Here is a 26,281-nt window from a genome sequence, read left to right on the forward strand (position 1 = left end):
AACGATTTCCTTTCGCCGGCACGCCGTCAGCTGTAGCGATCCTCTTTCCAGGGATCGCCTTCGTTGTGGTAGCCGCGCACCTCCCAGAAGCCCGGCTTGTCGTCGGCGCGGAATTCGATCCGCTTCAACCATTTGGCCGACTTCCAGAAATAGAACTGCGGCACGATCAGGCGCACCGGCCCGCCGTGCTCGCGGGTCAGCGGGCGGCCTTCCCAGGAATGGGCGATCATCACGTCCGGGGCGGCGAAATGCGCCAACGTCACATTGGTCGTATAGCCGTCGTAGGAATGCAGGACGACATGGCGCGCCTCCGGCCGCGGCTGCACCAGGGCCAGGAGATATTCGGCCGAGACCCCGGTCCAGCGGTTGTCGTAGCGCGACCAGGAGGTCACGCAATGGATATCCGAGACATCCTCGACCTGGGGCTGGGCTTGGAAATCCTGCCAGTTCCACGACAGGCGGTTGACCACGGCACCATCGACGTCGAGACGCCAGACATCGGTCGGCACCGAGGGCTGCACGCCGAGGTCGAGCACCGGCCAGTCCTTGACGAGGCGCTGGCCCGGCGGCAGGCGCTGGGTGCGTTCCGCCGTCTCGCCGGTCAGGAGACGGCCTTCCTTGGCCCATTTCTCCTTGGTGCCGATGAGCTTTTCCTTGATCTGGCCGATCAGGCCCGGCTTGTCGTCGTCCGCCACCATCGCCTCCCTGCAAGACCACTAGACGGGGGCTTCATGGCCTGAAGCCTCCCCCTCATCCCGTCATGGCCGGGCGAAGTCCCGGCCATCCACGCCGCCGAGCCGCCTCCCACGTCGACGACCGGGCAGCGTCCCGACGTGGATGCCCGGGACGCGCCCGGGCATGACGCCTGCGGGGGCCCCTTTTCGCAAGGGTCTCCCCGGGAAATGCGAGGATATTAGCGCCGGTCGCCCTTCAGGACCCGCGCCTTTTCGCGGTTCCAGTCGCGCTCCTTCTCGGCTTCGCGCTTGTCGTGGAGCTTCCGGCCCTTGGCCAGGCCGAGTTCGACCTTGGCGATGCCCTTGTCGTTGAAATACATCGACAGCGGCACCAGGGTCATGCCGCCGCGCGTCACTTCCTGGTGCAGGCGGGCGATCTCGCGCCGGTGGAGCAGCAATTGGCGCGGCCGGCGCGGCTCGTGGTTCTCGCGGTTGGCCTGTTTGTATTCCGGGATATAGACGTTGTAGAGCCAGAGGCCGGCGCCCTGGTTGGCGCCGGCGTAGCTGTCGCCGATATTGGTCTGGCCGCCGCGCAGGGCCTTGACCTCGGAACCCTTCAGGATGATCCCGGCCTCGATCCGATCCTCGATCGTGTAGTTGTGGCGGGCCTTGCGGTTTTCGGCGATGAATTTCTTCGCTTCGTCCCGCGCCTTATTGCTGGCCATGGTGCCTCAGTTCAGGATCCCCGCGCGCCGCATCGCCGCTTCCATCCGCGCTTCGGTGGCGGTGGAGATCGGGATCATGGGCAGGCGGAGTTCCGGCGTGCACAGGCCGAGGCGGGCGGCCCCCCATTTCACGGGCGAGGGATTGGTTTCGACGAACATGGCCTCGTTCAGGGGCGCCAGCCGGTCCTGGATCGTCAGCGCCTTGGCGAAATCGCCGGACAGCGCCGCTTCCTGGAGATCGGCATAGGCCCGGGGGGCCAGGTTCGAGCCGACCGAGATGCAGCCGTGCGCACCCGTGGCAACCGCCGCCAGGGCCAGCCCGTCGTCGCCCGAGAACTGCAGGAAGTCGGGGCCGATCAGCTCGCGGTGCTTGGCGAAGCGCGAAACGTCGCCGGTCGCCTCCTTGACGCCGATCACGGTCGGCAGCTCGGCGATGCGGGCCATGGTCGCCGGCGTCACGTCGACGACGCAGCGGCCCGGGATGTTGTAGACCAGGATGGGCAGGTCGACGGCCTTGGCGATCGCCTCGTAATGGGCGAAGAGGCCGTCCTGGGTCGGCTTGTTGTAATAGGGCGTCACCACCAGGCAGGCATCGGCGCCCGCCGTCTTGGCGTGGCTCGCCAGGTCGATCGCCTCGGCGGTCGAATTGGAGCCGGCACCGGCGATCACCGGCACGCGGCCGGCCGCCGCCTCGATCACCAGCTCGACGACGCGGTGGTGTTCCTCGTGGCTCAGCGTCGGGCTCTCGCCCGTGGTGCCGCAGGGCACGAGGCCATGGGTGCCCTGTTTGATCTGCCAGTCGACGAATTCCTGGAGCGCGCGCTCGTCCACCTTGCCGTCGCGGAACGGGGTGATGAGCGCGGTGATCGAGCCACGAAGGCGGGCACGAACGTCGGACATGACAGGCCTCTTGCAATGGAGCCGCAGACCATAGCGAGTGGGCGGCCCCACATCAACCGTCCGCCTGTGCACGCCGGCCATGAATTCGAGGCCCGAAGGCCGCGCCCAATACGGCGAAATCATGGCGGGTGGCGCCGGGAAGCAGGCGGGACTATCTTTGGACTTTATCGAATGCAGTGATTCGAAGATTGGATTCGGGGGCACCGCGATGCGCATTTCGACTGGAATGACGGCGCTGGCCTTGGTTCTCGGCTTGGCGGCCCAGCCGGTGGCGGCGGCCCTGAGCCCGGCCGCGGCCCAGACGGCGCCGCTCCGCCTGCCCAGCCTGCTCTCCCCCGCCGACCGGCAGGTCTATATGCGTGCCTTCGCCGCCGGCTCCAACGGCGACTGGGACGAGGCCGCGAGCGTCGCCGCCGCGGCCAAGGACCGGACGCTGGCCAAGGTGATCGACTGGCAGCGCTACCAGGCGCGGGAAAATTCCAACGGTTTCGACGAGATCGCCCAATTCGTGGAGCGCAATCCGAACTGGCCGCGCCGTTCGACCACGCTGGCGCGGGCGGAAGCCGCGATCACCTCCGACACCAGTTCCACCCGGCTGATTTCCTGGTTCCAGAAATATCCGCCGGTCTCCGGCATCGGCAAATTGCGCTATGGCGTCGCCCTGATGGCCGCGGGCGACAAGGCGCGCGGGCTTCTGATGCTGCGCCAGGGCTGGGTCGACGCCGATCTCGATTCCGATACCGAGGCGCAGATCCTGGCCGCCTATGGCGACCGGCTGAGCCAGGCCGACCATATCGCCCGCATGAACCGCCTGCTGATGGACGAGGACGTGGCCGAGGCGCGGCGCCTGATGGCCTATGTCCCGCCGGCCGACCGCGCCGCCGCCAATGCCGCGATCTCCTTCATCCTGGCGACGCGCAGCGCCAATGCCGATTACGCCGCCGTGCCGGCCGACCGGCGCGATGCGCCCGGCCTGCTTTATGCCCGGGTGCGCTATCTCCGCTCGCTCGACCTCGACGACCAGGCGGTCGACCTGATCGCTTCCCTGCCCGAGGGGGTCGCCGCCCAGAATCCGGGGCGCTGGTGGCCGCATCTCCGCTACGCCGCGCGGCGCCTGCTCACCGCCGGGCGCTATCAGGACGCCTATCGGGTCGCCCGCGCCCACAACCTGACCGAAGGCACCGATTATTACGAGGCGGAATGGACCGCCGGCTGGATCGCGCTGCGCTTCCTGCGCCAACCCGAGGCAGCACTCCGCCACTTCTCGGCCATGGCCAGCAAGGTGCAGACGCCGATCTCGGTCTCGCGCGCCAATTACTGGGCCGGCCGCGCCGCGGAAGCCGGCGGCCACGCGGCCGACGCGCGCAACTGGTACGGGCGCGCCGCCGGCCAGCCCCAGACGTTCTACGGCCAGCTCGCCGCCTTCGAGCTGGGCGAGACCAACGCCCGCCCGTTGCCGCCCGACCCGCGCCCGAGCAGCGCCGACCAGGCCGCGGCCGAACGGGACGATCTCGTCCGCGCCATTCGCATGATGATCGAGATCGGCGAGGAGAGCCGGATCCGCCCCTTCGTCAAGGCGGCGATGGAAAACAGCGCGAGTCCCGGGATGCGCGCCATGATCGCCGAGATCGCGGCCGCCAACGGCGACACCTATGCCGGCGTGATCGCCGCCAAGGAGGCGAGTTTCGTCGGCACACTACTGACCAACCGCGGCTATCCCGTGCTCTCCATGCCCTCCGGCAGTCTGACCGAGCCCGCCCTGGCCCTGGCCCTGACCCGGCAGGAGAGCGAATTCCGCCCCGACGCGGTCAGCCCGGCCGGCGCCCGCGGCCTGATGCAGCTCATGCCGGCGACCGCCAAGCTGGTCGCCAAGAAGATCGGCCTCGGCTTCGACCAGCGCAAACTGACCAGCGATCCGCGCTACAACATGACCCTGGGCGTCGCCCATCTGGACGAGCTTTTGGACGATTTCGCCGGTTCCTATGCCATGGTCGCGGGCGCCTATAACGCCGGCGGCAACCGGATCGACCAGTGGGTGGACCGCAACGGCGATCCCCGCTCGTCCAGCGTCGACGTGATCGACTGGATCGAGCTGATCCCCTTCGAAGAGACGCGCAACTACGTCCAGCGCGTGATCGAGAATACCCAGGTCTATCGTCAGCGCCTGGCGCCCGGCAAACCGGTGCCCCTCGGCATCGCCAAGGACCTGCTGCGGGGATCCTCGATGCGGACGACGCCGGTGGTCGAACAGCCCTTCCGCGCGACCGCGGGCTGAGCGCCATGGCCGGTTACGAGACCCTGCGCACGACCTCCTTCGACGGGCTGTCGCTCCATGTCCGGCTCTACGGCGATCCGGCCGATCCCCGCCTGCCGGTGATCTGCCTGCCCGGGCTGACCCGCAATTCGGCCGATTTCGAGGATCTGGCGCTCTACCTCTCGGCCGCCGGGCGGCGGGTGATCTCGCCCGATTTCCGGGGCCGCGGACGTTCGGCCTATGACCCCGAATTCATGAACTACCAGCCGCCGACCTATGCCAGGGACACGATCGACCTGCTGGCCGGGCTCGGCATCGCGCGGGCCTTCTTCGTCGGCACCTCGCTCGGCGGCATCGTGACCCAGATCGTCGCCCTGGGCGCGCCCGCCCTGGTCGCCGGCGCGGTGCTGAACGACATCGGGCCGGAACTCGATCCCGCCGGCCTCGCCCGCATCGCCACCTATGCCGGCAAGCAGAGCGATCCCGCCACCTGGGACGAGGCGGTGGCCCAGCTCCGCATGATCAACCTGAGCCAGTTCCCCGAGCTCGACGATGCGACCTGGATGAAATTCGCCCGCGCCGTCTTCACCGAAAAGCCGGAAGGCGGGCTCCGGCCCGACTACGACCCCAGGATCGGCGATGCCATGCGCGCGGGTGGCCCGCCGGTCGACATGTGGCCGCTCTTCGCCGGTCTCGCCGCGGTCCCGACCCTGGTCCTGCGCGGCGCCCTGTCGGACCTGCTGGCCCCCGCCACGGTCGAGAAGATGACGGCGGCCAAGCCCGATCTCGTCGCCGTCGAGGTGCCGGCGCGGGGTCATGCCCCCCTGCTGGACGAGCCCGTCTCGCTCGCCGCGATCGACGCCCATCTGGCCCGGGTCGAGTCGTGATCCGGCGCCTGCTGCTCGCCGCCGCCCTGGTGCTGGCGGCAGGCCCCGCCCTGGCCGAACCGCCGCCCCCGGCGGAGGCCGCGCATTTCGCCCGCGATCCCGGCTTCGTCGAGCGCTTCCTGGCCGCCGCCCTGGACGGGCCGCCCTATTATAATTTCATGATGGCGCCGATCGCGGCCGACCGGCTGATCCGCGCCGCCGATGGCCAGGCACTCAATTACTTCGACATGGACGATTACTCCTCCGACCTGCCCGCGGCGCTGGAGCGGATCAGCACCCTGGCCGGACTGGCGCCGGCGCCCGACGTGACCGATCCGGCCTATGACGCCGCCCTCTTCTTCGCGGTCGAGACAAGGGAGCGGCTGGAGGCGAAACCGCCGCGTGGCCCGGGCATCGAAGCCCCCTTCTATACCGCGGCCGATCCCGCCGCCCTGCCCGGCGCCGTTTGCGGTGTCTTCGCCCTGGCCCAGCATCCGCTCCGCCCGCGCGAGATCAATGCGGTCACCGTGCATGTCCTGAAGTCGGCGCCCGCGGCGGCGCGCGAGCGTTGCCTGGCCCGGGTGGCGCTCCGCGCCCTCGGCCTCTCCGGCCTCGGCGAATATGCCGACGGGACCCTGCCCGCCGAGGCGAGGGCCGGCAGCCTGCTGACGCCCGAGGAAGAAATGTTCCTCTGGCTCGCCTATCGCCTGCCGATCGGCGCCGACCGCGAGACCCTGCGCGCGAAGGCCAGGGAAATCCTGGCCGGGCTCTGAACGAAACCGCCCCGCCGGACCAGGTTCGGGCCAGCGGGGCGGCAGAAGTCCTCCCCAAGGGCAAGGGGAATCGCTTCGTCGATGCCGCCCAGGGCGAGGGCGGCGGTGGCAAGGAGGGGACGCGGCCACCACCCTGCTTCTACGCAGGGCGGGACCGGGCGGATCACCTCAGCCGAAGGCGGCGTCCGGCATTTCGGCGCAGGTCTGGTCGAGGCTCTGCAGAAGCTCGGCCTGGGCCCTGATCTTGGGCAGTTCCCAGCGGAAGAAATAGCGGCAGGCGCGCCGCTTGCCCTCGTAGAAGGCCGCCATGTCGCCGCTGGCGGCGGGCGCCAGCCGGGCCGCGATCGTGGCTTGGCGCAGCCACAGCCAAGCCACCACGACATGGCCCATCAGCTCGAGGAAGACGGCGGAATTGGCCAGCGCCTCGTCCAGCCGGTTGCCGCCCGCGGCCTTGCCGAGCACGGCGACGGTCTCGGCCACCAGGCCCATCGCCTTGCCCAGCGCCGTGGCCTCTTCCGCCAGGTCGGCCGGGGCGGCGGCGATCGCCGCCTGCATTTCCTCGGCCAGCAGGGCGAGGGCGCGGCCCTGGTCCGCCAGTATCTTGCGGCCCAGGAGGTCGAGCGACTGGATGCCGAAGGTGCCTTCGTGGATCGGGTTCAGGCGGTTGTCGCGGTAGAGCCGTTCGACCGGATATTCCCGCGTATAGCCATAGCCGCCGTGGACCTGGATCGCGATGTCGTTGGCCGCGAGACCATATTGCGAGGGCCAGGATTTGATCACCGGGGTCAGCAGGTCGAGGAGTTGGAAGGCCCGCGCCCGGGCCTCCGGCGTTTCCGCCGTCTCGCTGTCGTCGACCAGGCGGGCGCCGAGCAGGCAGAGGTGCATCGCCCCTTCGACATAGGCCTTGGAGGCGAGCAGCATCCGCTTCACGTCGGCATGCTGGATGATCGGCACCGGCGGCAAGCTCGGGTCCTTGGCTTGGGGCGGCCTTCCCTGGAGCCTGGTCCGGGCATAGTCGAGCGCCACCCGGTAGCCGGCATAGCCGAGCACGGCGGCACCGAGGCCGACGCCGACCCGGGCCTCGTTCATCATGTGGAACATATAGGCGAGGCCCTTGTGCGGCTCGCCGACCAAGGTGCCGATGGCACCGCCGCCCTCGCCGAAATTCAGCATGGTCGAGGTCGTGCCGCGGTAGCCCATCTTGTGGATGAGCCCGGCGAGACGGACGTCGTTCCGCGCACCATCGGGCAGGATGCGGGGCACGACGAAGAGGGAGATGCCCTTGACGCCGAGCGGCGCGCCCTTGATCCGGGCCAGCACCAGATGGACGATGTTCTCGGACAATTCATGCTCGCCGCCCGAGATGAAGATCTTGTTGCCCGTGATGCGGTAGGTTCCGTCTTCCGCCGGCACCGCCTGGGTCTTCAGGTCGGCGAGGCCGGAGCCGGCGCCCGGTTCGGTCAGCGCCATGGTGCCGAAGAAGCGGCCCGCCAGCATGGGGCGGAGGTAGCGCTGTTTCTGCTCGTCCGAGCCGAATTTGGCGATCACATTGGCGGCGGCGCGGGTCAGGAAGGGATAGCCCGCGGTCGAGATATTGGCGGCCGAGAAGATCGCCGAGGCAGCCATGGCGACCGTGTGGGGAAGCTGCATCCCGCCCCAGTCGTAATCGGCATGGGCGGACATGAAGCCTGCCTCGATATAGGCATCGAGCGCCGCCTTCACCTCGGGGATGATCGTCACCCGCGTGCCGTCGAACGTCGGCTCGTTGGCGTCCAGCTTGGCCGCGTGGCTGGCGAAATGATCGTCGGCGATCGCGGTCGCGGTATCCAGCATGGCGCCGACGCCGGCACGGTCGTGGTCGGCGTAGCGGGGCCTCGTGAACAGCGCATCGAGGTCGAGCACCTCGTGCAGCAGGAAGTCGAGATCGCGGCGATCGAGTATCGGCATGGCTGGTCCTCCTGCCGATGCGCTTAGCCCGTTCCGAAATCGAGGGAAAGGGGCTTCAGGGCGCCTGCCAGCCGCCGCCCAGCGCCCGGTAGAGGCCGACATAGGCCTGGAGCGCCGAAAGTTTCACCTGGGCCGCCTGGTCCTCGGCCGAATAGAGCGACTGCTGGGCATTCAGCACGGTCAGCAGGTCGGCCGCACCGGCCCGATACTGGATCTGCGCGAGTTCGAGCGAGCGACGGGCCTGGGCCAGGACCTCGTCCTGCAGGAGCCGCTGGCGGTTCAGGCTGTCGACGGCGCCGAGCGTCACCTCGGCATCGGAGAAGGCCGCGAGGACCGCACCCCGGTAGGACTGCACCAATTCCTCCTTCTGCGCCTTGGCGAGTTCGTGCTGCGCCGCCACGCGGCCACCATCGAAGATCGTCTGCAGCAGGGAGGCGCCGAGGGAATAGGCGGCATTGGAGAGGTCGAAGAGATCGCCCACCGCCGCCTGGGTCAGCGCCATGGAGGCGGAGAGCGTCACCTGCGGGAAGAAAGCCGCCCGGGCGGCGTCGATATTGGCGTCCGCCGCCACGAGCCGGGCCTCGGCCGAGGCGATGTCGGGCCGCCGCGCCAAGAGGGCGGAGGGCAGGCCGGCCGCGGCGGGCGGCATCTTCACGGGTGCGAGGGACTGGCCCGCCACCTCGAAGCCCGTGGGGGCCGTGCCGAGCAGCACGGCGAGCGCCGCCGATTGTTCGCGCAGATTCTGTTCCAGGGGCGGGATCGCGGCGCGGCGCTGCGCCACCACCGTCCGCTGCTGGGCGAGGTCGAGGTCGGAAGCGGCACCGGCGCCGACCTTGGCTTCGACCAGGCGGAGGACTTCCTCGGCGATGGCGAGATTGCGCCGGGCGACGTCGAGCCGGTCGCGCAGCGAGAGCACCTGGAGATAGGTCGTGGCAACGCCCGAGGTCACGGTGAGCGCCACCGTCTCGCGGTCGAAGCGGCTGGCCGCCAGACTGGCCGCGGCAGCGGCACGGTCGGCCGCATTGGCACCCCAGAAATCGATCTCGTAGGAGGCGCTCAGGCTCGCCGAATAGGTGCTGCGCCAGGTGTCGGCGGCACCGCTGCCGGTGCCGGTATCGCTGCCGCGCCGCCGCGTCGCCCCGCCGGAGAGGGAGAGCGACGGCCAAAGGCTGGAGCCGGCGATGCGGAGCTGCGCCTCCGCCTGGGCGACGCGGGCCGCCGCCTGGCCGAGGTCGGCGTTGCCGGCCTTGGCTTCAGCGATCAGGCGGTCGAGTTCGGCGCTACCGAAGCCCTGCCACCAGTCGGCCGCGGGCCAGACCTCGGCCCCACCGCCGGCGGGCGCAGCCCAGGCGGCAGGCGCCACGACTACCTCGGGCGGCGGCTTCGGCTTCGAGGAACAGGCGCCGAGCGCCAGCGCCGGCAAAAGGATCAGGGCGGCGTAACGCATCGCGGACCTATTCGCTGGCCAGGGCGACCACGGGGTCGAGCCGTGCCGCCTTGTGTGCCGGGGCGAAGCCGAAGACCAGGCCGACCAGGGCGGCACAGCCGAAGGCGAGCGCGATCACCCCGCCGGAGAATTGGATCGGCGTCCCGAAGGCCTGGACGATCAGCGCGACTCCGGCACCGCCCGCGACGCCGATGACGCCGCCGAGGCCGGAGACCACGATCGCCTCGGTCAGGAATTGCTGCATGATGTCGTTGGTGCGGGCGCCGGTGGCCATGCGAATGCCGATCTCGCGCGTCCGCTCGGTCACGCTGACCAGCATGATATTCATCACACCGATGCCGCCGACCAGGAGCGAGATCGCCGCGATCGAGCCGAGCAGCACGGTCATCGTGTTCTGGGTCGCGGTCGCGGTCTCGACGATCGCCGCCATGTTGCGGATCTGGAAATCCTCCTGGCCGCGGTGGCGTTCGATCAGCAGGCTGGTGACCTTGTCCTGGGTCTCGTCGATGCGGTCGACATCGGCGACGGCGATGGTGATCGAGCGCAGGTTGCGCGCGCCGAACAGACGGAGCGAGGCGGTCTGCAACGGGACATAGACGATATCGTCCTGGTCCGTGCCCATGGGCGAGGCGCCCTTCGCCGTCAGGAGCCCGATGACCTGGAACGGCACATTGTTGAAGAGGACGAATTTGCCCACGGGATCGCTGCCGTCCGGGAACAGGCTGTTGGCCACCGTCTGGCCCAACACGGCGACCGTGGCATAGGAACGGCCGTCGCCGTCGGTGAAGAAGGCGCCGGCGGCCAGCGGCCAGTCGCGCACCTCGGGCAGGACGTCGGTGGTGCCGGAGACCTGGGTCTGGTAGTCGCGATTGCCGGAGCGGAGCGTCATGCTGCCCTGAAGTTCCGGCAGGGCATAGTCGACATTGTCGACATCGCCGATCGCCGTGGCATCGTCGGCCACCAGGGTGACGACCTGGCCGCCCACGCCGCGCTGGGCCGGCGCCCCCGGCCGCACGAGCAGGAGATTGGTGCCCATGGCGCCGATCCGGTCGAGCACGGCGCGCTTCGCCCCCTCGCCCACCGCCAGCATGGCAACGACCGAGCCGACGCCGATGACGATGCCGAGCAGGGTGAGCACGGTCCGGAAGATATTGGCGCGGAGCGAGCGCACCGCCATCCGGGCCGCCTCGCCGAAGCGGGCGAAGGCCGCCGCCGTGGTGCCATGGGGATCGCCCAGGGCGATCGGCACCGCGCCGCGCACCGGCCGGCGCCGCGTGTCGGCGGTGACCAATCCGTCGCGGATCTCGATCACGCGGTCGGCATGGGCCGCCACCTCGGGATCATGGGTGATCACGATCACCGTATGCCCGCGCTCGGCCAGATCGGCGAGCAGGGCCAGAACTTCGGCGCCGCTTCGGGTGTCGAGGGCGCCGGTCGGCTCGTCCGCCAGGATCACCTTGCCGCCGTTCATCAGGGCGCGGGCGATCGAGACGCGCTGCTGCTGGCCGCCGGAGAGCTGGCTCGGCCGGTGGCCCAGGCGCTCGCCGAGGCCGAGGGTGGAGAGCAATTCGGCCGCCCGCGCGTGGCGTTCGCCCGGGGCCAGGCCGGCATAGATCGCCGGCACTTCGACATTCTCGGTCGCCGTCGCGGTGCCGATCAGGTGGTAGCTCTGAAAGACGAAGCCGAAGGCCTCACGCCGGGCCCAGGCCAGTTCGTCGCGGTCGAATTGCGAGACGTCGCGCCCGGCGAAGAAATATTGCCCGGCACTCGGCCGGTCCAGGCAGCCGATCAGATTCATCAGGGTCGACTTGCCGGAACCGGAGGCGCCCATGATGGCAACGAATTCGCCCGCCTCGATACTCAGCGAGATGCCGTGCAGGACTTCGACCGAAACCTCGCCGCCGCCCGAGACATAGGTCTTGCGGATATCGCGAAGCTCGATCAGCGGCGCCACGGTCAGCGCCCCCCGCCCGGCGGTCGTGCCCCGCCGACACCACCGAGCCCGGGCAGACCGCCGCCATTGGCCGGCACCGCCGCGGCCTGGCTGCGCTGGCCGACCACCACCACATCGCCCGGCTGCAAGCCTTCCAGCACTTCGGCCGTCACCCGGTTGGTCACGCCGATGCGCACCACCCTGTCGACCGGCTTGCCGTCCGGCCCCATGACCTGCACGCGCCAGGGCTTGCCCGGTCGCGGCGCCCCGCTTTCGGCCGCATCGGCCGGCGGCTTGTTGCCGCCGACGCGCTGGCGCTGGCCCATCGGCTTCAGCGCCCCCTGGGGCACCGTGACCACGTCGTGGGCGGAAGCGACGATGAAGAAGACCTGGGCGCTCATCTGGGTCATCAGGGAGCGGTCGGCATTGTCGACGTCGAACAGCGCATTGTAGAGCACGACATTGTTCACCACGGTGGGCGTCGGCTGGATCTGGGCCAGCTTGCCGGTCCAGCGCTTGCCGACGCCGCCCAGCGTGGTGAAATAGGCATCCATGCCGAGCTTCAAGCGCCCGACGTCGGCTTCCGAGACCTGGGTCTCGACCGTCATGGCCGAGAGGTCGGCGATCTGCAGGATGATCGGGGCCGACTGGTTGGCGTTCAGGGTCTGGCCCCGTCGCGCGGTCATCGAGGTGACCGTGCCGGTCATCGGGGCGTAGATCTTGGTATAGCCGAGGTTGGCCTGGTCGCCGCGCAGGGTCGATTCCGTCTGCTGGATCTGGGCCTTGATCTGGTCGATCTGGGCATTGGCCGATTTCAGCGTGGCTTCCGCCGTCTGCACCGCCTCTTCCGTCGTCGCCTTCTGGGCCCAGAGCTTCTTCTGGCGGGCGAGCTGCTGGCCGGCCAGCACGGCCTGGGCCTCGCGGTCGGCGAGCTGGGCCTTGAGGGAGAGGAGCTGGGCCTCGTCGGCCGAGACCCGGCTCTGATAGACGGTCGGGTCGATCTCGGCCAGGAGATCGCCCTGTTTCACGGCATCGCCGATCTCGACATGGATCTCCTTGAGCTGGCCCGAAACCTGGGTGCCGACATCGACATAGTCGCGCGGCTGGAGATTGCCGAGGGCGGAGACCGCGTCCTCGATGTCGCCGCGGCCGACCTCGGCCGTGACATATTGGACGCCGCCGGCACTCTGGGGCGCTCGCAGCCACCACCAGGCCGCCCCGCCCGCGACCAGGGCCGCAATGACGATCGGGATCCAGCGGCGTCGTTTGGTTCGGGGAGCGGAAGTCGGGGCGGGCATGGACACTCGGTGAAGGCAGGACATGGCCGGCGGGCGGCACTGTCGAGATTGAACGTCCGGCCGCCGCCTTGCCTGCGGCCGCCGGGCGATCGCATTTTACGCTCGCGCAGGATCAGCCGCGCAGCACGAATTCGATCGGCACGGTGAAGAACATCGAGGCGCCGTCGACGCCGGCCGGCATTTCCGGAAAGGGATCGGCCCGGCGGATGGTGGCGAGTGCCGCATCGTCGATCTCGGGCCGCCCGCTCGACCGCACCACTTCGCACATCACCACGGTGCCGTCGCGGCCGATCTGGAAGCGCACCACCGGCACGCCCTCGAGACGGCGGCGGCGGACGCTGTCGGGATAGCGCTTGTGGCGCTCGACCCAATTGGCGATGACCGCCCGGTAATCGGCGCGCGCGCCGGGATTACCGCCACCCGGTGTGGCAGCCGGCCCTTCCGAGGCCAGGGACGGCACGGGCGCCGGCGGGGCCGGGACGGCGGGAGCCGGCGCGGCGGCGGCCACGGTTTCGACCGGCGGGGCGGGCTTGCGCGGCCGCTCCGCCTCGCGCCGGGGTTTCGGCCTTTGCGGTTTCGGCTTCTCGGGCTCGGTCGCCACCGCGACCACGGGGTCGAGCGCCTCGACCGCTTCCGCCACCACCGGCAGGACGGACGGCACTTCGGGCGGCACCTCGGGCGGCACCTCGGGCGCCGGCTCGGCCGCGACCTCGGGTTCGGGCGGCGCAGGTTCGACCGGCCTCGCCTCGACCGGCTTGGCTTCGCTCGGGCTGACCGGACTCGCCGCGGCGGCGGTCATGGGCGGCATCATCACTTCGATGGTCGGTGGCGCCTCGAATTCGGCGCCGCTGTCGACCTGGCCGAGACCGAAGACGAGATAGGAGATCACCGCCGCATGAGCAGCAAAGGAAACCGCCACGGCGCTATAGCGAAAGGACTTCATGGCCGGGCGGCGGCCCCCTCGGCAATCATGGAAAGGCGCGTGAAGCCCGCGCTGGACAGCAGACCCATCACTTCCATCACCCGACCGTAGTCAAGCGTGCGGTCGCCCCGGACATAGACCACCCGCTCCGGCTCGGCAAGGGCCAAGGGCTTCAGCCGGGCCAGGAGATCGGCGTCGCTCACCTGTTCCTTGTCGACGAAGACTTCGCCCGCCGTGGTGAGCGAGACGATCAGCGGTTGCTTCTGCGGCTGCAACTTGGCCGCCGCGGATTTCGGCAGATGCAGGGGCACGCCGGTCATCATCAGCGGCGCCGCCACCATGAAGATGATCAGCAGCACCAGCATGACGTCGACAAAGGGCGTCACATTGATCTCGGCGACCGGGCGATAAAGGCTGCCGTCGTCGCTGCCGCCCGGGCCGGGCAAGAGGGGACCCGCCATGGCCGGGCCTATTCCGCCGCCCGGCGAAGCGAAACCTCGCCCCGGCCGAGCAGGGCCGTGACGCGGGCGACCGCGGTCGACAGGCGGGCGCCGAGGCGACCCAGCCGGGTCGAGAAGGCGTTGTACCAGATCACCGCCGGGATCGCCGCGACCAGGCCGATCGCGGTCGCGAAGAGCGCTTCGGCGATGCCGGGCGCCACCACGGCCAGGCTGGTGTCCTGGCTGTTGGCGATCGCCGTGAACGAATGCAGGATGCCCCAGACGGTGCCGAACAGCCCGATGAAGGGCCCCGCCGAGCCGATGGTGGCGAGAAAGGGCAGCCCCACTTCGAGCCGGCGGAGGCCCTCGGTGGCACTGAGGCGCATCGCCTGTTCGGCGCGCAGGCGGCGTTCGTCCCGTCCCTCGCCCGCCAACTCGTGCCATTCGAAAAGCCCGGCCTCGACCGTGGCCCGGGCCAGGCCCGCCAGGCCGTCCAGCCCGGGCTTGCGGGCCGCCACCTTGGCCTCCAATGCCGCCACCTCGCGGTCGAGACGGCGCAGCCGGGCCAGGCGATCGACGACGATCGACCAGGTGATCACCGAGGCGAGCAGAAGCAGGATCATGACCCCCTGCACCACCGGATCGGCATGCAGGAACAGGCCGGTGATCGTCACTTCGGCGGCCGGCGCGGCCGCTTCGACGGGCGCTGCCAAGGCGTCGACGGCGGCTGTCGGTTCCATCGGGGTCTCCAAAGCGTTACGCAGTAGATGCGAATGCGTTGCAATAACATTTCTATACGGCCATCGGCGCCATCCCGCAAGGTGGCAGGACGGCGCAGGTCCTAGAGTTCCGCCCAGCGCCGCAAAAGGTTGTGATAGGTCGCGACCAGGGAACGGATCGAGGGATGCTCGTCGCCCACGTCGGCCCGAAGGCGCCGGATCGCCAGGTCCATCTCGTAGAGCAGGCGGCGCTGGCCGTCGTCGCGCACCATCGACTGGCTCCAGAAGAAGGCGGCCCAGCGGCTGCCCCGCGTCACCGGCTCGACCCGGTGCAGGCTTGTCGCCGGATAGACCACCATGGACCCCGCAGGCAGTTTCACCGCTTGGGCGCCGTAAGTGTCCTCGACCACCAGTTCGCCGCCGTCGTAGCTCGCCGGATCGGACAGGAACAGGGTCGAGGAGACATCGGTCCGGATCCTCGTGTTGAGGCCGGTAATGCCACGGATCGCATTGTCGACGTGGGCATCGAATTTCATGCCCACGTCGTAACGGTTGAACAGCGGCGGATAGACGCGGAGCGGCAGGGCCGCACTGACGAATTCCGCATTGTTGCCGAGCGCGCGCAGGATGCGGTCGCCCAGGGTGCGGGCGGCCTCGCTGCCCTCGGGCACCTGGAGATTGACCTTGGCCTTGGCCGACTGCTCGCCGGCCGTCACCTTGCCGTCCACCCAGGAGGCTTGCTCCAGGGTGGCGCGGCAGGCGGCGACTTCGTCCGCACTCAATACGTCGGGGATGACGACCAGCATCAGAAACTCGCGGTGGTCGAGACGATCACCGTCCGTCCCGCCGCCGGCACCGTCCGGCCGGAGAAAGTCTGGTCGAAATTGTCGCGCCGGTCGAACAGGTTGTAGCCGTTGACCTGGACCGTGACGCCCTCGTTCACACGGTAGGCGACCAGGGCGTCGACCGAGAGGTAATAGGGGACCTCGGTATAGGTGATCAGGCCGGTCGTGGTGTTCAGGCCTTGGGCGGCATACATCTCGTCCTGATACTTGAGGCCGGCGCCCAGCGTGATCTTGTCGGTCACGGCATAGGTCGACCACAGCGAGACGGCATTTTCCGGCACATTGTTGACCTGGCGTCCCTTCATCGCGGCATTGGTGACGGTAGAGGTCACCTGGCCGGCCAGCGGGCCGCTGGCGATCACGGTCGAGGACGTATTGCCGAAGTCCGTGTATTCGCTGTCGATATAGGTATAGGCGGCCTGCACGGTCCAGGCGTCGGTGATCTTGCCGGTGAGCGAGAGTTCGGCGCCGCGGTTCCGGATGCTCTGGCCCGAGGCGACGATCGTGCCGCTCGAATCGACTTCCTTCGAATTGTCGCGCTCGACCTGGAACACGGAAAGGCCGACACCCAGGCGGTCGCTGAAGAAATTGAGCTTGCCGCCCACTTCGAAGGTCTCGCTCTCGGTCGGCTCCAGGTCGGTCTGGGTGGCGGAGACCGGGGTCACCGCGTTGGCGGCGCCGGTACTGCCCGTGGCCGGCTGGCTCGAACGCGCCCAAGAGAGATAATAGGTCTGCGCGTCGCTCGGCTCGAAGATCACGCTGGCCTTCGGGCTGAACAGGGTCTCGTCGACCTTGGTGGTCGTATAGGTCGGCGTCGTGGTCAGGCTGGCCGCCGTGTCGGACGTGATGTGGTAGCGGTCCCAGCGCAGGCCGCCCAGGACCGACAGCTCGTCCGTGAGCCAGAACTGTTCCGAAGCGAAGGCGCCGAAATCCGTCGAATCCGTCTGGATCTGCTGGCTCCGCCGCACGCTCGATGTCGACATGTCATAGGGTGTCGGATCCAGCAGCGAGATGTCGGTGGGCCGGACCAGGCCGGTGTAATTGGTGCGGTCCGTGCTCTCGTAGGACGCGTCGAGGCCGGCCACCGCCTGGTTCCGGAAGCCGCCGAGATCGAAATCGGCGGTCGCGGTGGTGATGTTCTGGGCGCCCCAATTGTCCTGCTGATAGAAGGGATTGCCGCCGCCGAAGGTGATTACCGGCACGGTCGCCGGATTGCCGTCATAGAGATTCTGCAGGCAGCCGTTGGCGGTGCCGCAGGATGCGATGGTGGTCAGGAAGTCGCGCGAATAGAAGCCGACCCGCGTGTCGTTGTTCAGGCGCAGCCAATTGGCCGGTCTATGCGTGATGCGCGCGGTCACCACGTCGGCCGTGGTGTCGTCGCGGTCGGCGGTGGAGCCGTACCAGTTATCGCGGGAGACCGGCGCCGGGGCCGAGACCGGGAACGCCGTGCTGGCGCCGAAGTCGTAACCCGTGGCGAGCGTCGGAATGCCGTAATCGGGCACCCGGTTGTCGGTCTGGTGCAGATAGGCGATGGTCATGCTGGTATCGGTGCCGAGGCCGAAGCCGATCGACGGCGCCACGCCCCAGCGCTTCGATTCCGGCCCGTCGTCGCGGCCGACCGGGGTCTGGTCCGTATACATGACGTTGAGGCGAACGGCGCTCGTGTCCGAGAGCTGGTAGTTGGCATCGCCCGTGATCCGCGCCATCGGGCCGAGGCCGAGCGAGCCCTGCAGCGTGATGAAATCGTCCAGCACCGGCACTTTGGTGGTGCTGTTGATGACGCCGGCGAAATTGCCGCGCCCGAAGCTCTCGCCCGAGGGACCGAGGAAGACCTCGACGCTCTCGGTGTTGAAGGTGTCGCGGGTATAGACGCCGAAATCGCGCAGGCCGTCGATATAGAGATCGTTCTGCGCCTCGAAGCCGCGGATGCGGAACTGGTCGCCGTTCATGCCGCCGCCGCCCTCGCCGACCGAGACGGTGATACCCGGGACGTTGCGCAGCGCCTGATCCAGGCTGGTGACGCCCTGTTCCTGGATGGTCTCCTGGCCGATCACCTTGACGGCCTGCGGCGTGTCCTGGATTTCCTGCGGCAGGCGGTCGACGCCGGTGCTGGCGCGGTGGGCATTGGCCGGCTCGCGCTCGCCGGTCACGGTCACCGTCGGCAGGGTTTCTTCCGTCTGCCCGCTCGACGCCGTGGCCCAGTCGCCGTCGTGCGTCACCGTCATGCCGCCGTCGCCCGCCTGCGCCACCCCGGCCGCCGGCCCGAGCGCCAGTGCGCTCAGCAGCGCCAGGTGGGAGACCCGACGCGGCGCCGGTACGAATTCAACCTTCTTCATCACTAAGCCCTCAGCCCCACAGATGAGAACGGTTCTTAGTTAGTATGCAAACGCCTCGCAATTGCATTAGCGAGCGTATTTTCCGATTGGCCCGGAAGGCGGCGCAGGAAGCCGGCTTCAGCGACGTTGTCGGCGCCGGGAACAGAGCGGACGAACAATCCATGTTGAATTTTTCTTAATGCGAGGCATTTTCATTCGCAACGAATAGAAGGCGAGAACCGAACCATGACGACCCGGACCCGCGGCCGCCTGCGCCGCCTGTTGCAGGAATTCCACCTCTGGCTCGGGGTCGGCCTCGCCCTGCTCACGGTGCCGCTCGGCCTGACCGGCTCGGCCCTGGTCTGGCACGACGGCATCGATCGCCTGCTCTCGCCCGAACGTTACGCAGTGAGCGGCGCAGGCCCCGGCCTCGCCGCCCTGGCCGAGACGGCGCTCGACACCCTGGGCGACGGCGCCCGCCTGACCCAGATCCGCCTGCCGGAGGACGAAACCTCCCCGATTACCATGGTGGCCCGCCCGGCGGGTGCCGCCAACCCGCGCGAGACGGTCGCCGTCTGGCTCGACCCCGCGACCGGCAAGGTGCTGGACTCAGGGCCGGCCAACAACGGCTTCATGCGCCTGATGCATGATTTTCACGGCAACCTGCTGGTGCCGGCCTTTTCCGGGCGGCAGATCGTCGGCTGGCTCGGCGTCGCCCTGCTGATCCTGTCGCTGACCGGAATCTATCTCTGGTGGCCGAAACGCCTGTCGTTGCTGCGCGCCTTCGGCTGGCGGCCGCGCATGTTGCCCTCGGCCAACCTGCACCATGTCTTCGGCATCTGGATCGCGATCCCGCTCGCCCTGCTCTCCTTCACCGGGATCTATCTGTCCTTCCCGCAGACGGCGCGCCTCGCGGTCGGCAGCATCACCACGGTGAGCCCGCCGGGCCAGCGTGGTCCCGGCGGTTTCGGCGGCCAACCCTTGACCGCGACGGTACAGACGCCGGACGCCGCCCTTCAGGCCGCCCTGGCCGCCGCCCCCGAAGGGGCAGTGCCGCGCAGCCTCAGCCTGCCGACCGAGCAGAATCCGTCCTGGCGCATCACCTTCGCCACTGTCGAGGGCGCCATGGCCACGGTCGGCGTCGACGACGCCAGCGGTGCCACCAAGGCAGCCCCGCCGCCCGCCGCCACACCGGGCGACCTCTTCGGCCGCTGGATGCGCCGGCTGCACGACGGCACCGGCATGGGCCTGATCTTCCAGACGATCATCTTCGTCGCCGGCATCCTGCCCACGCTCTTCGCCGTCACCGGCACCATGATGTGGCTGCGCCGGCGCCGGGCCACCAGGGCGATGGCGGCGCGGCGCGCGGCGGCGATGGCGGATTCCGCTTCCTGAGCGCTCAGGCCCCGGCGCAATAGGCGCGCCAGCCGCCGAGCGGGGTGATCTCCGGCGCGCCTTGCAGGGCGTGGGCCTCACACAGGAAGCCTGAGACTTTGGAACCATCGTCCAGGGTGACCTTGCCGATCCCGAGCGGGGCCGGGATGGCGGCGACGAAACGCCCGAAGCCCGCCGCCGGCAGCGCCCAGACCTCGACCTCGAGGCCAGGTCCCTCGAAACCCGGGGCATGGCTCAGGCCGGGCTTCGGCGGCACCGTGCCCGGCAGGGCGAAGAGGCGATAGTCGGCCGCGGTCTTGCAGCGCTTGACCAGAACGCCGCCCTCGTCGGTGAGCTGGTGGTTGAGCGGCATGCCGCTCAGATGTGCGCCGACGACGACAATCTCCAGGCGTTCCACCGCCGGCCCGGCGGGCACAGCCACGCCATGCAGATCCGCCCCGGTGTCGAGCCCGTAACCGGTCGAGGCCGCCTTGTGCATGCGGTCGCCCCAGACCGCCAGCGCCGCATCGGAAAAGGCCGGCCCGATCAGGGTGACGCCGAAGGGCAGGCCATCCGGGCGGAAGCCGGCCGGCACCGCGATGCCGGCGCAATCGAGCAGATTGACGAAATTGGTATAGCGGCCGAGCTTGGCGTTGAGCCCGATCGGATCGGCCAGCATGGCGTCGACCGTCGGGTTGAGCGGCGTCGTCGGCAGCAGCAGCACGTCCATCTTGGCCCATTCCGCCGCCGCCTGCTGGCGATAGGCTTCGAGGGCATAGGCGCCGCGGAAGGCATCGACCGCGGTCACACCGAAGGCGCCTTCGACGATCCGGCGCACCGTGGGATCCATGGCGTCCGCATGGGCCTTGTGGAAGTCCTCCACCGCGGCCAGGCGTTCCGCCACCCAGGGGCCGGCATAGAGCAGGTTCGCCGCCTCGCGGAAGGGCCGGAAGTCGATATCGACCACCCGGCAGCCGAGCGCCTCCATGCGCGCCACCGCCGCCTCGAACAGGGCGGCATTGGCCTCGTCGCCATAGAATTCCCGCTCCGCCCCGACCGGCACGCCGACCCGGAGCCGGCCCGCCGGCAATGCGACATCGGCCCCTGCCCGCGAATAGGCATCCGTGCCGTCGTAACCGGCCGCGACGCGGCGCACCAAGTCGGCCTCCACCGCCGTCGCGGCGAAGACCGAGATGCAGTCGAGGCTGCGGCAGGCCGGCACCAGGCCGGTCGTGGACAGCATGCCCTTGGTCGGCTTCACGCCGACCAGATTGTTGAAGGCCGCCGGCACCCGGCCCGAACCGGCGGTATCGGTGCCGAGCGAGAAGGCGACGATGCCGGCCCCGACCGCGACCGCCGAACCCGAACTGGAACCGCCCGAGACATGCCCCGGTCCGAACACCGAGCGCGGCGCGCCGTAGGGCGAGCGGGTGCCGTTGAGCCCGGTGGCGAACTGGTCGAGATTGGTCTTGCCGACCGGAATGGCACCGGCCGCGCGGAGCCTGGCCACCACCGTCGAATCCGCCGCCGGCCGATAGGCGAAGGCAGGGCAGGCCGCCGTCGTATCGAGCCCGGCGCAGTCGATATTGTCCTTGACCGCGAAGGGAATGCCCCACAGCGGCTGCTCCGCCGTGGGACCGCCCGCGTCCATCAACGCCTTGGCCGCGGCGCGCAATTCCTCGTCGCCGTAGCGGGAGATCCAGACTGCCGGATCGGGCCAAGCAGCGGCGCGTTCGATCACCAGATCGATCACCTCGAGGGGGGTCAGCGTGCCCGCGGCATAGGCCCGCTTCAGGAAATCGATGGTCAGGATTTTCGGCATGCCCATGACGTTTCCCCTCAACGGTTTTCGATCAAGGCGACGATCTGGCCCGCCTGCACGGTCCGTCCCGGCTGGCAGCGCAGCGTCGCGATACGGCCCGCCACCGGGCTCTTGATATCCATTTCCATCTTCATCGACTCGACGATCACCACGGTGTCACCCGCGGCGACCTCAGCCCCTTCCTCGACCACGATCTTCCAGACGTTGCCGGTCACCTGGGCTTCGACCGGGATCTGGCCCGGCGGCACTTCGACCTCGGGTGCGGTACCCTCGTCGTCGACCACGAAACTGTCCAGGCCCTTGTCCTTCCAGTCCTGGCGTTCAGCCTCGAAGGCGGCCTGCTGGCGTGCCTTGGCGGCCTCGATCTCCGGCCTGTTGGCGGCCAGGAATCGGGCGTGGTCGCCATAGGAGAAACTGGTCTCCTCGATCTTGATCGGATAGCGACCGTGCGGGAAGGCGGCACGGGCTTCGACCAGTTCCTGCTCGCTCACGGGGAAGAAGCGGATCTGGTCGAAGAAGCGAAGCAGCCAGGGCTGCTCGAATTCCTTGGTGCGCCGCCAGGCATTCCACATCTGCACGGTCCGGCCGAAGAGCTGGTAGCCGCCCGGCCCTTCCATGCCATAGACGCACATATAGGCGCCGCCGATACCGACCGCGTTTTCCGGCGTCCAAGTGCGCGCCGGATTATATTTCGTGGTCACCAGGCGGTGGCGCGGGTCGACCGGGGTCGCCACCGGGGCGCCCAGATAGACGTCGCCGAGACCGAGCACCAGGTAGCTCGCGTCGAAGATGATGTCCTGCACCGCCTCGACGCTGGTCAGCCCGTTGATGCGCCGGATGAACTCGATGTTCGAGGGGCACCAGGGCGCGTTCGGCCGCACCAATTCCTGGTATTTACGCGCCGCGAGCTGGATCGACGGATCGTTCCAGGAGAGCGGCAGATGGACGATACGGCTCGGCACCGTGACCTGTTCCGCGGGCGGCAGGCTGGCCTCGATCTCGGCGAGCGCGTCGAGCAGTTTCGCGGTCGGCAGAAGGCGGCTGTCGTAATGGATCTGGAGCGAGCGGATGCCAGGCGTCATGTCGATGATGGCCGGCAGGCGTTCCGCCTTCACCGCTTCCGCCAGCAGGTGGACGCGCAGGCGAAGGGCGATGTCGAGCGCCATGGGACCATATTCGACCAGGAGATTGTCGTCCCCCGCCCGGCGATAGACCACGGGCACCGGCCCGTCGTCGCGCCGGCCGAGGATCGGCGAGCCGAGGTCCGCAAGTTTGCTGATCACCTGGGGCGCCTTGCCGTGGGGCACGAAACGCACCCGGTCGCCCGGCTTCAACTGCCCGGCCTTCCAGAGCTCGTCCCGCGCGATCACCGCCGGGCAGACGAAACCGCCGAGGCTCGGCCCGTCGGGTCCTAAGATGATCGGCATGTCGCCGGTGAAATCGATCGCGCCGATGGCATAGGCATTGTCGTGGATGTTGGAGGGGTGGAGCCCCGCCTCCCCGCCGTCGGCCCGGGCCCAACGCGGCTTCGGCCCGATCAGGCGCACGCCCGTGCGGGCCGAGTTGAAATGAACCTCATAGGTCGCGGCATAGAGGTCGGCGATGTCTTCTTCGGTGAAGAAATCGGGCGCGCCGTGGGGGCCGTAATGGACGCCGATGGTCCAGTCCCGCGTGATCACGGGCGCATCGAGCCCGCCGGGGCCGGGACCTGCCGGGGCCGTGCCGATATGCAGTGTCTCGCCCGCCTTGAGCACGCCGGTGCCCTGGCCGCCGAAACCGCCGAGCGAGAAACAGGCCTGGGCGCCCAGGAAGCGCGGCCCGTCGATGCCGCCGCGGACGGCGAGATAGATGCGCTGGCCGGCGTCGCGGATATTGCCGATCACCATTGTCTGGCCGGCGGCGACGGCGATCGGCTTGAAATAATCGACCGTGACGCCGTCCAGCGTGACATGGGCTTCGGCGCCCGCGAGCGCCACCGTGGCCGCGCCGTTGAACTTCAGGATGGGACCCGACAGGGTGCATTCGAGGCCGGCGGCCCCCGACTCATTACCGACGATCAGATTGGCCAGGCGGAACGAGCGGTCGTCGAACGGGCCGGACGGCGGCACGCCGACATCCCAGAGGCCGAGGCGCCCGGGCCAGTCCTGCACGCTGGTCTGCGGCCCGGCCGCCACCACTTCGATGGTCGGCGCTTCGAAATGGAAATGGCCGAGCACGGAAGTCGCGACCTTGCCGGAGGCGAAGACCTCGGACGCCGCGATCGCCCGCAGATAGGCGAGATTGGTCTCGATGCCCCAGACACGGGAGGCGGCGAGGGCCGATTGCAGGTTCTCGATCGCTTCGCCCCGCGTCTCGCCCTTCACGATCAGCTTGGCCAGCATGGGATCGTAGAAGGGCGTCACGTCGGTCCCGGTCTCGACCCAGGTGTCGACCCGGACGTGGGACGGGAAGGAAACCTCGGTCAGGCGCCCGGTCTGCGGGCGGAAATGGGCCTGGGGATTTTCGGCATAGAGGCGGACCTCGATGGCGGCACCCTTGGGCTTCAGGCTCGCCTGCGCCGGCAAGGCGAAGCCGCCCGCAGCCTGGCGGATCATCCATTCGACGAGGTCGACGCCGAACACGCTCTCGGTCACCGGATGCTCGACCTGGAGGCGGGTATTCACCTCGAGGAAATAGAAATCGTCCCGCGCCACGTCGTAGATGAATTCGACCGTACCGGCGGATTCATAGGAAACCGCCTTGCCGAGGGCCACCGCGGCAGCGTGGAGACGGCCCCGCAATTCGTCCGACAGGCCGGGCGCCGGGGTTTCCTCGACCACCTTCTGATTGCGGCGCTGAAGCGAACAGTCCCGCTCGCCGAGGGCCACGACATTGCCCTTGCCGTCGCCGAAGATCTGCACCTCGACATGGCGGGCGGTCGCGACGAAGCGTTCGAGATAGACCCGCGCATCCCCGAAGGAGGAGGACGCCATGCGTTGCACCGCCTCGAAGCGGGCGCGCAGTTCGGCCGCATCGTGGCAGAGCGACATGCCGATGCCGCCGCCGCCCGCCGTGCTCTTCAGCATCACGGGATAGCCGACCACCTCGGCCGCCGCCAGCGCGTCGTCGGCCGAGGCGAGGATTTCGCTGCCCGGCAGCAGCGGCACGCCGGAGGCCTTGGCCAGGGCCCGCGCCGTATGCTTCAGGCCGAAGTCGCGGAGATGTTCGGGCCGGGGCCCGATGAAGCGGATGCCCTTGGCCGCCAGGGCTTCGGCGAAGCCGGCGTTTTCCGAGAGGAAGCCATAGCCCGGATGGACCGCCTGGGCGCCGGTGGCGACACAGGCTTCCACGATGGCATCGGCCTTGAGATAGCTCTCCTTCGCCGGGGCGGGGCCGAGGCAGACCACCTCGTCCGCCGCCAGCACGGGCGGGGTGAAACGGTCGGCCTCGGAACAGACGGCCACGGTGGCAATGCCGAGGCGTTTGGCCGTGGCGATGACCCGGGCCGCGATTTCGCCCCGGTTCGCGATCAGGATCTTGTCGAACATGGGAGGTTACGCTGCCTCCCCGTCCCAGATCAGCACGCGGACGGGCGTCGGATCGAAGCCGTTGCAGGGATTGTTCACCTGCGGGCAGTTCGAAACGACGCAAAGAATATCCATCTCCGCCCGAATGTCGACATGGGAACCGGGAGCCGAAATGCCGTCGACGATGGCGAGCTTGCCGTCCGGCTCGATCGGCACATTCATGAAGAAATTGATGTTCGGCACCACGTCGCGCTTGGTCATGCCCCATTTGGTCACTTCGATCACGAAGTTCTCGCGGCAGGCATGCATGTAACGGGTGTGGTGGCCGAAGCGGACCGTGTTGGCCTCGCAGGAACAGGCCCCGGCGGAGGTGTCGTGGCGGCCGCAACTGTCGGCCACCACGGTCGCCATCACGTTGCCGTCGTTGGAGACCAGCTTGGTCCCGGTCGAGACATAGGCCGAACCCTGGGCCAGCAGCGTGTCCTGCGCCGAATAGCGTTCGGCGAAGTCGTGGGCATTGTAGAACAGCGTGTCGACGGCCTGGCAGCCTTCGAGGTCGACGATGCGCAAGATCTGGCCGCGCTTCACGACATGGGACCACGGACGGGTCGCCGGGATCGTGAAATCATAGACGGCGTTGGCCGCGTCCAGAACGGCCGGGGTCACGGTGACGGTCATTTCTGCCTCCCTCAACGGCCGGCGAACAGCGGATCGGTGTTTTCGAAGCCGCGCACGGCTTCGGCGGTGGCGGTGCGGCACAGGTCGTCGTCGGCGGGCGCCGGGCCTTGCCAGATCACGGCCTCGATCGGCTGCGGTGCGAAGCTCGCACCGGGGGCGAAGGGATGGGGACAGTTGGAGACGGCGACGAGGAGGTTCATCTCGGCCCGGAGTTCGACGAAATCGCCGGCCACGAGCTTGCCCTCGGCCCAGGCGAAAGTGCCCTCCGCCGTCACCTGGACGGGGGAGAAGAAGCTGATCACCGGGGCGAGATCGCGCTTGCCGAGACCGAATTTGGAGGCCGCGAGGCGCATGTTCTCCGCCGTCGAGCGGAGCGTGGCATCGCCGTATTTGGCCGCGTTGGAAGCAGGTGTCGAGCCGCCCACCACGGTGTCATGGGCGCCGCAAGTATCTTCGACGACGGAGGCGAGCACGCGCCCCATGTCGGAGAACAGGACCCGGCCCTTGGGCAGGGCGGCGGTCCATTGCAGCTTCATCGTATCGGCGGAATTATAGCGTTCGCTGGGATCTTCCGCATTCCACAGGAAGACGGAGACGCCCGGCGTTGCGTTCCCGTTCACGATGCGGAGCCGCTCGCCGCGGCTGAGCCGCGCGGTCCAGTACCAGCCGCCCGGGATTTCCTCCCGGTGGCGGATCGCCGCCGCGAGCACGGGGGCCGAACCCGGCGCGGTCGGCCCGGGCAGGGCCTTGGGGGCGAGATTGTCGCCCGCCGCCTTCAATTCGAGATAGCGCCGGCGCAGCGCCTCGATACGGGATGCCTTGTCAGTCACGGCTCGTTGCTCC

Annotated in this window: 20 protein-coding genes; 4 read left to right on the top strand and 16 right to left on the bottom strand. The window is 68.9% G+C overall.

What is annotated here, in order from left to right; translation table 11 throughout:
• Positions 1–26 precede the first annotated feature (26 nt).
• The 3 genes from WC493_RS04580 to dapA all read right to left on the bottom strand — a co-directional run bounded on the left by WC493_RS04580 (position 27) and on the right by dapA (position 2,299).
• The gene (locus WC493_RS04580) at positions 27–698 is read right to left on the bottom strand and encodes a sulfite oxidase-like oxidoreductase (RefSeq protein ID WP_373062989.1); all 672 of its coding nucleotides are present in this window, start codon (positions 696–698) and stop codon (positions 27–29) included.
• Positions 699–913: 215 nt separating this feature from the next.
• The gene (smpB, locus tag WC493_RS04585) at positions 914–1,399 is read right to left on the bottom strand and encodes an SsrA-binding protein SmpB (protein WP_373062991.1); all 486 of its coding nucleotides are present in this window, start codon (positions 1,397–1,399) and stop codon (positions 914–916) included.
• 6 nt (positions 1,400–1,405) lie between these two features.
• Positions 1,406–2,299 (bottom strand): 4-hydroxy-tetrahydrodipicolinate synthase, encoded by an 894-nt coding sequence (gene dapA, locus WC493_RS04590; protein ID WP_373062993.1) that lies wholly within the window; start codon positions 2,297–2,299, stop codon positions 1,406–1,408.
• Between the two features lie 208 nt (positions 2,300–2,507).
• Between dapA and WC493_RS04595 the strand changes: the two genes are divergently transcribed.
• Genes WC493_RS04595 through WC493_RS04605 form a run of 3 tightly spaced genes read left to right on the top strand, consistent with a single transcriptional unit; the run spans position 2,508 to position 6,192 of the window.
• Positions 2,508–4,574, top strand: a complete 2,067-nt coding sequence (locus WC493_RS04595; protein WP_373062995.1) for a lytic transglycosylase domain-containing protein — start codon at positions 2,508–2,510, stop codon at positions 4,572–4,574.
• A 5-nt stretch (positions 4,575–4,579) separates the two neighbouring features.
• A complete protein-coding gene (locus tag WC493_RS04600) occupies positions 4,580–5,440 on the top strand; it encodes an alpha/beta fold hydrolase (protein WP_373062997.1) in 861 nt (286 codons plus the stop codon).
• Positions 5,437–6,192, top strand: coding sequence for a hypothetical protein (locus WC493_RS04605; protein ID WP_373062999.1), 756 nt, complete (start codon positions 5,437–5,439; stop codon positions 6,190–6,192). Before WC493_RS04600 ends, WC493_RS04605 begins: the two co-directional genes overlap by 4 nt.
• A gap of 168 nt (positions 6,193–6,360) precedes the next feature.
• Here the strand turns inward: WC493_RS04605 and WC493_RS04610 are convergent, their stop codons facing one another.
• The 9 genes from WC493_RS04610 to WC493_RS04650 form a co-directional block, all read right to left on the bottom strand.
• Complete coding sequence (locus tag WC493_RS04610; protein ID WP_373063001.1) at positions 6,361–8,139, bottom strand: acyl-CoA dehydrogenase; 1,779 nt, start codon at positions 8,137–8,139, stop codon at positions 6,361–6,363.
• Positions 8,140–8,194: 55 nt separating this feature from the next.
• Positions 8,195–9,586 (bottom strand): efflux transporter outer membrane subunit, encoded by a 1,392-nt coding sequence (locus tag WC493_RS04615; RefSeq protein WP_373063003.1) that lies wholly within the window; start codon positions 9,584–9,586, stop codon positions 8,195–8,197.
• 7 nt (positions 9,587–9,593) lie between these two features.
• A complete protein-coding gene (locus WC493_RS04620) occupies positions 9,594–11,546 on the bottom strand; it encodes a MacB family efflux pump subunit (protein WP_373063053.1) in 1,953 nt (650 codons plus the stop codon).
• Positions 11,543–12,817: an efflux RND transporter periplasmic adaptor subunit gene (locus WC493_RS04625; RefSeq protein ID WP_373063005.1), complete on the bottom strand. Its 1,275-nt coding sequence runs from the start codon at positions 12,815–12,817 to the stop codon at positions 11,543–11,545. Before WC493_RS04625 ends, WC493_RS04620 begins: the two co-directional genes overlap by 4 nt.
• Before the next feature lie 112 nt (positions 12,818–12,929).
• Positions 12,930–13,760 (bottom strand): energy transducer TonB, encoded by an 831-nt coding sequence (locus WC493_RS04630; protein WP_373063007.1) that lies wholly within the window; start codon positions 13,758–13,760, stop codon positions 12,930–12,932.
• Positions 13,757–14,200, bottom strand: coding sequence for an ExbD/TolR family protein (locus WC493_RS04635; protein ID WP_373063009.1), 444 nt, complete (start codon positions 14,198–14,200; stop codon positions 13,757–13,759). The genes WC493_RS04630 and WC493_RS04635 overlap by 4 nt, the downstream gene beginning before the upstream one ends.
• A gap of 8 nt (positions 14,201–14,208) precedes the next feature.
• On the bottom strand, positions 14,209–14,919 hold the full coding sequence (locus WC493_RS04640; protein WP_373063011.1) for a MotA/TolQ/ExbB proton channel family protein: 711 nt from the start codon (positions 14,917–14,919) through the stop codon (positions 14,209–14,211).
• 101 nt (positions 14,920–15,020) lie between these two features.
• Complete coding sequence (locus WC493_RS04645) at positions 15,021–15,704, bottom strand: Fe2+-dependent dioxygenase (RefSeq protein WP_373063013.1); 684 nt, start codon at positions 15,702–15,704, stop codon at positions 15,021–15,023.
• Positions 15,704–18,079, bottom strand: a complete 2,376-nt coding sequence (locus WC493_RS04650) for a TonB-dependent receptor (RefSeq protein WP_373063015.1) — start codon at positions 18,077–18,079, stop codon at positions 15,704–15,706. The genes WC493_RS04645 and WC493_RS04650 overlap by 1 nt, the downstream gene beginning before the upstream one ends.
• Before the next feature lie 225 nt (positions 18,080–18,304).
• On the opposite strand from WC493_RS04650, the gene WC493_RS04655 reads away from it, so the two are divergent.
• Entirely contained in the window at positions 18,305–19,453 is a 1,149-nt protein-coding gene (locus WC493_RS04655) for a PepSY-associated TM helix domain-containing protein (RefSeq protein ID WP_373063017.1), read from the top strand.
• A gap of 4 nt (positions 19,454–19,457) precedes the next feature.
• Here WC493_RS04655 and atzF read toward each other — a convergent pair whose 3' ends face one another.
• Genes atzF through WC493_RS04675 form a run of 4 tightly spaced genes read right to left on the bottom strand, consistent with a single transcriptional unit; the run spans position 19,458 to position 26,268 of the window.
• The gene (gene atzF / locus WC493_RS04660) at positions 19,458–21,260 is read right to left on the bottom strand and encodes an allophanate hydrolase (protein ID WP_373063019.1); all 1,803 of its coding nucleotides are present in this window, start codon (positions 21,258–21,260) and stop codon (positions 19,458–19,460) included.
• An 11-nt stretch (positions 21,261–21,271) separates the two neighbouring features.
• Positions 21,272–24,781, bottom strand: coding sequence for an urea carboxylase (uca, locus tag WC493_RS04665; protein WP_373063021.1), 3,510 nt, complete (start codon positions 24,779–24,781; stop codon positions 21,272–21,274).
• A gap of 6 nt (positions 24,782–24,787) precedes the next feature.
• Entirely contained in the window at positions 24,788–25,438 is a 651-nt protein-coding gene (locus WC493_RS04670; protein ID WP_373063023.1) for an urea amidolyase associated protein UAAP2, read from the bottom strand.
• Between the two features lie 11 nt (positions 25,439–25,449).
• Positions 25,450–26,268 (bottom strand): urea amidolyase associated protein UAAP1, encoded by an 819-nt coding sequence (locus WC493_RS04675; protein WP_373063025.1) that lies wholly within the window; start codon positions 26,266–26,268, stop codon positions 25,450–25,452.
• Between the last annotated feature and the right edge of the window lie 13 nt (positions 26,269–26,281).

The organism is Zavarzinia sp., assembly GCF_041650655.1.
Classification (GTDB): domain Bacteria; phylum Pseudomonadota; class Alphaproteobacteria; order Zavarziniales; family Zavarziniaceae; genus Zavarzinia.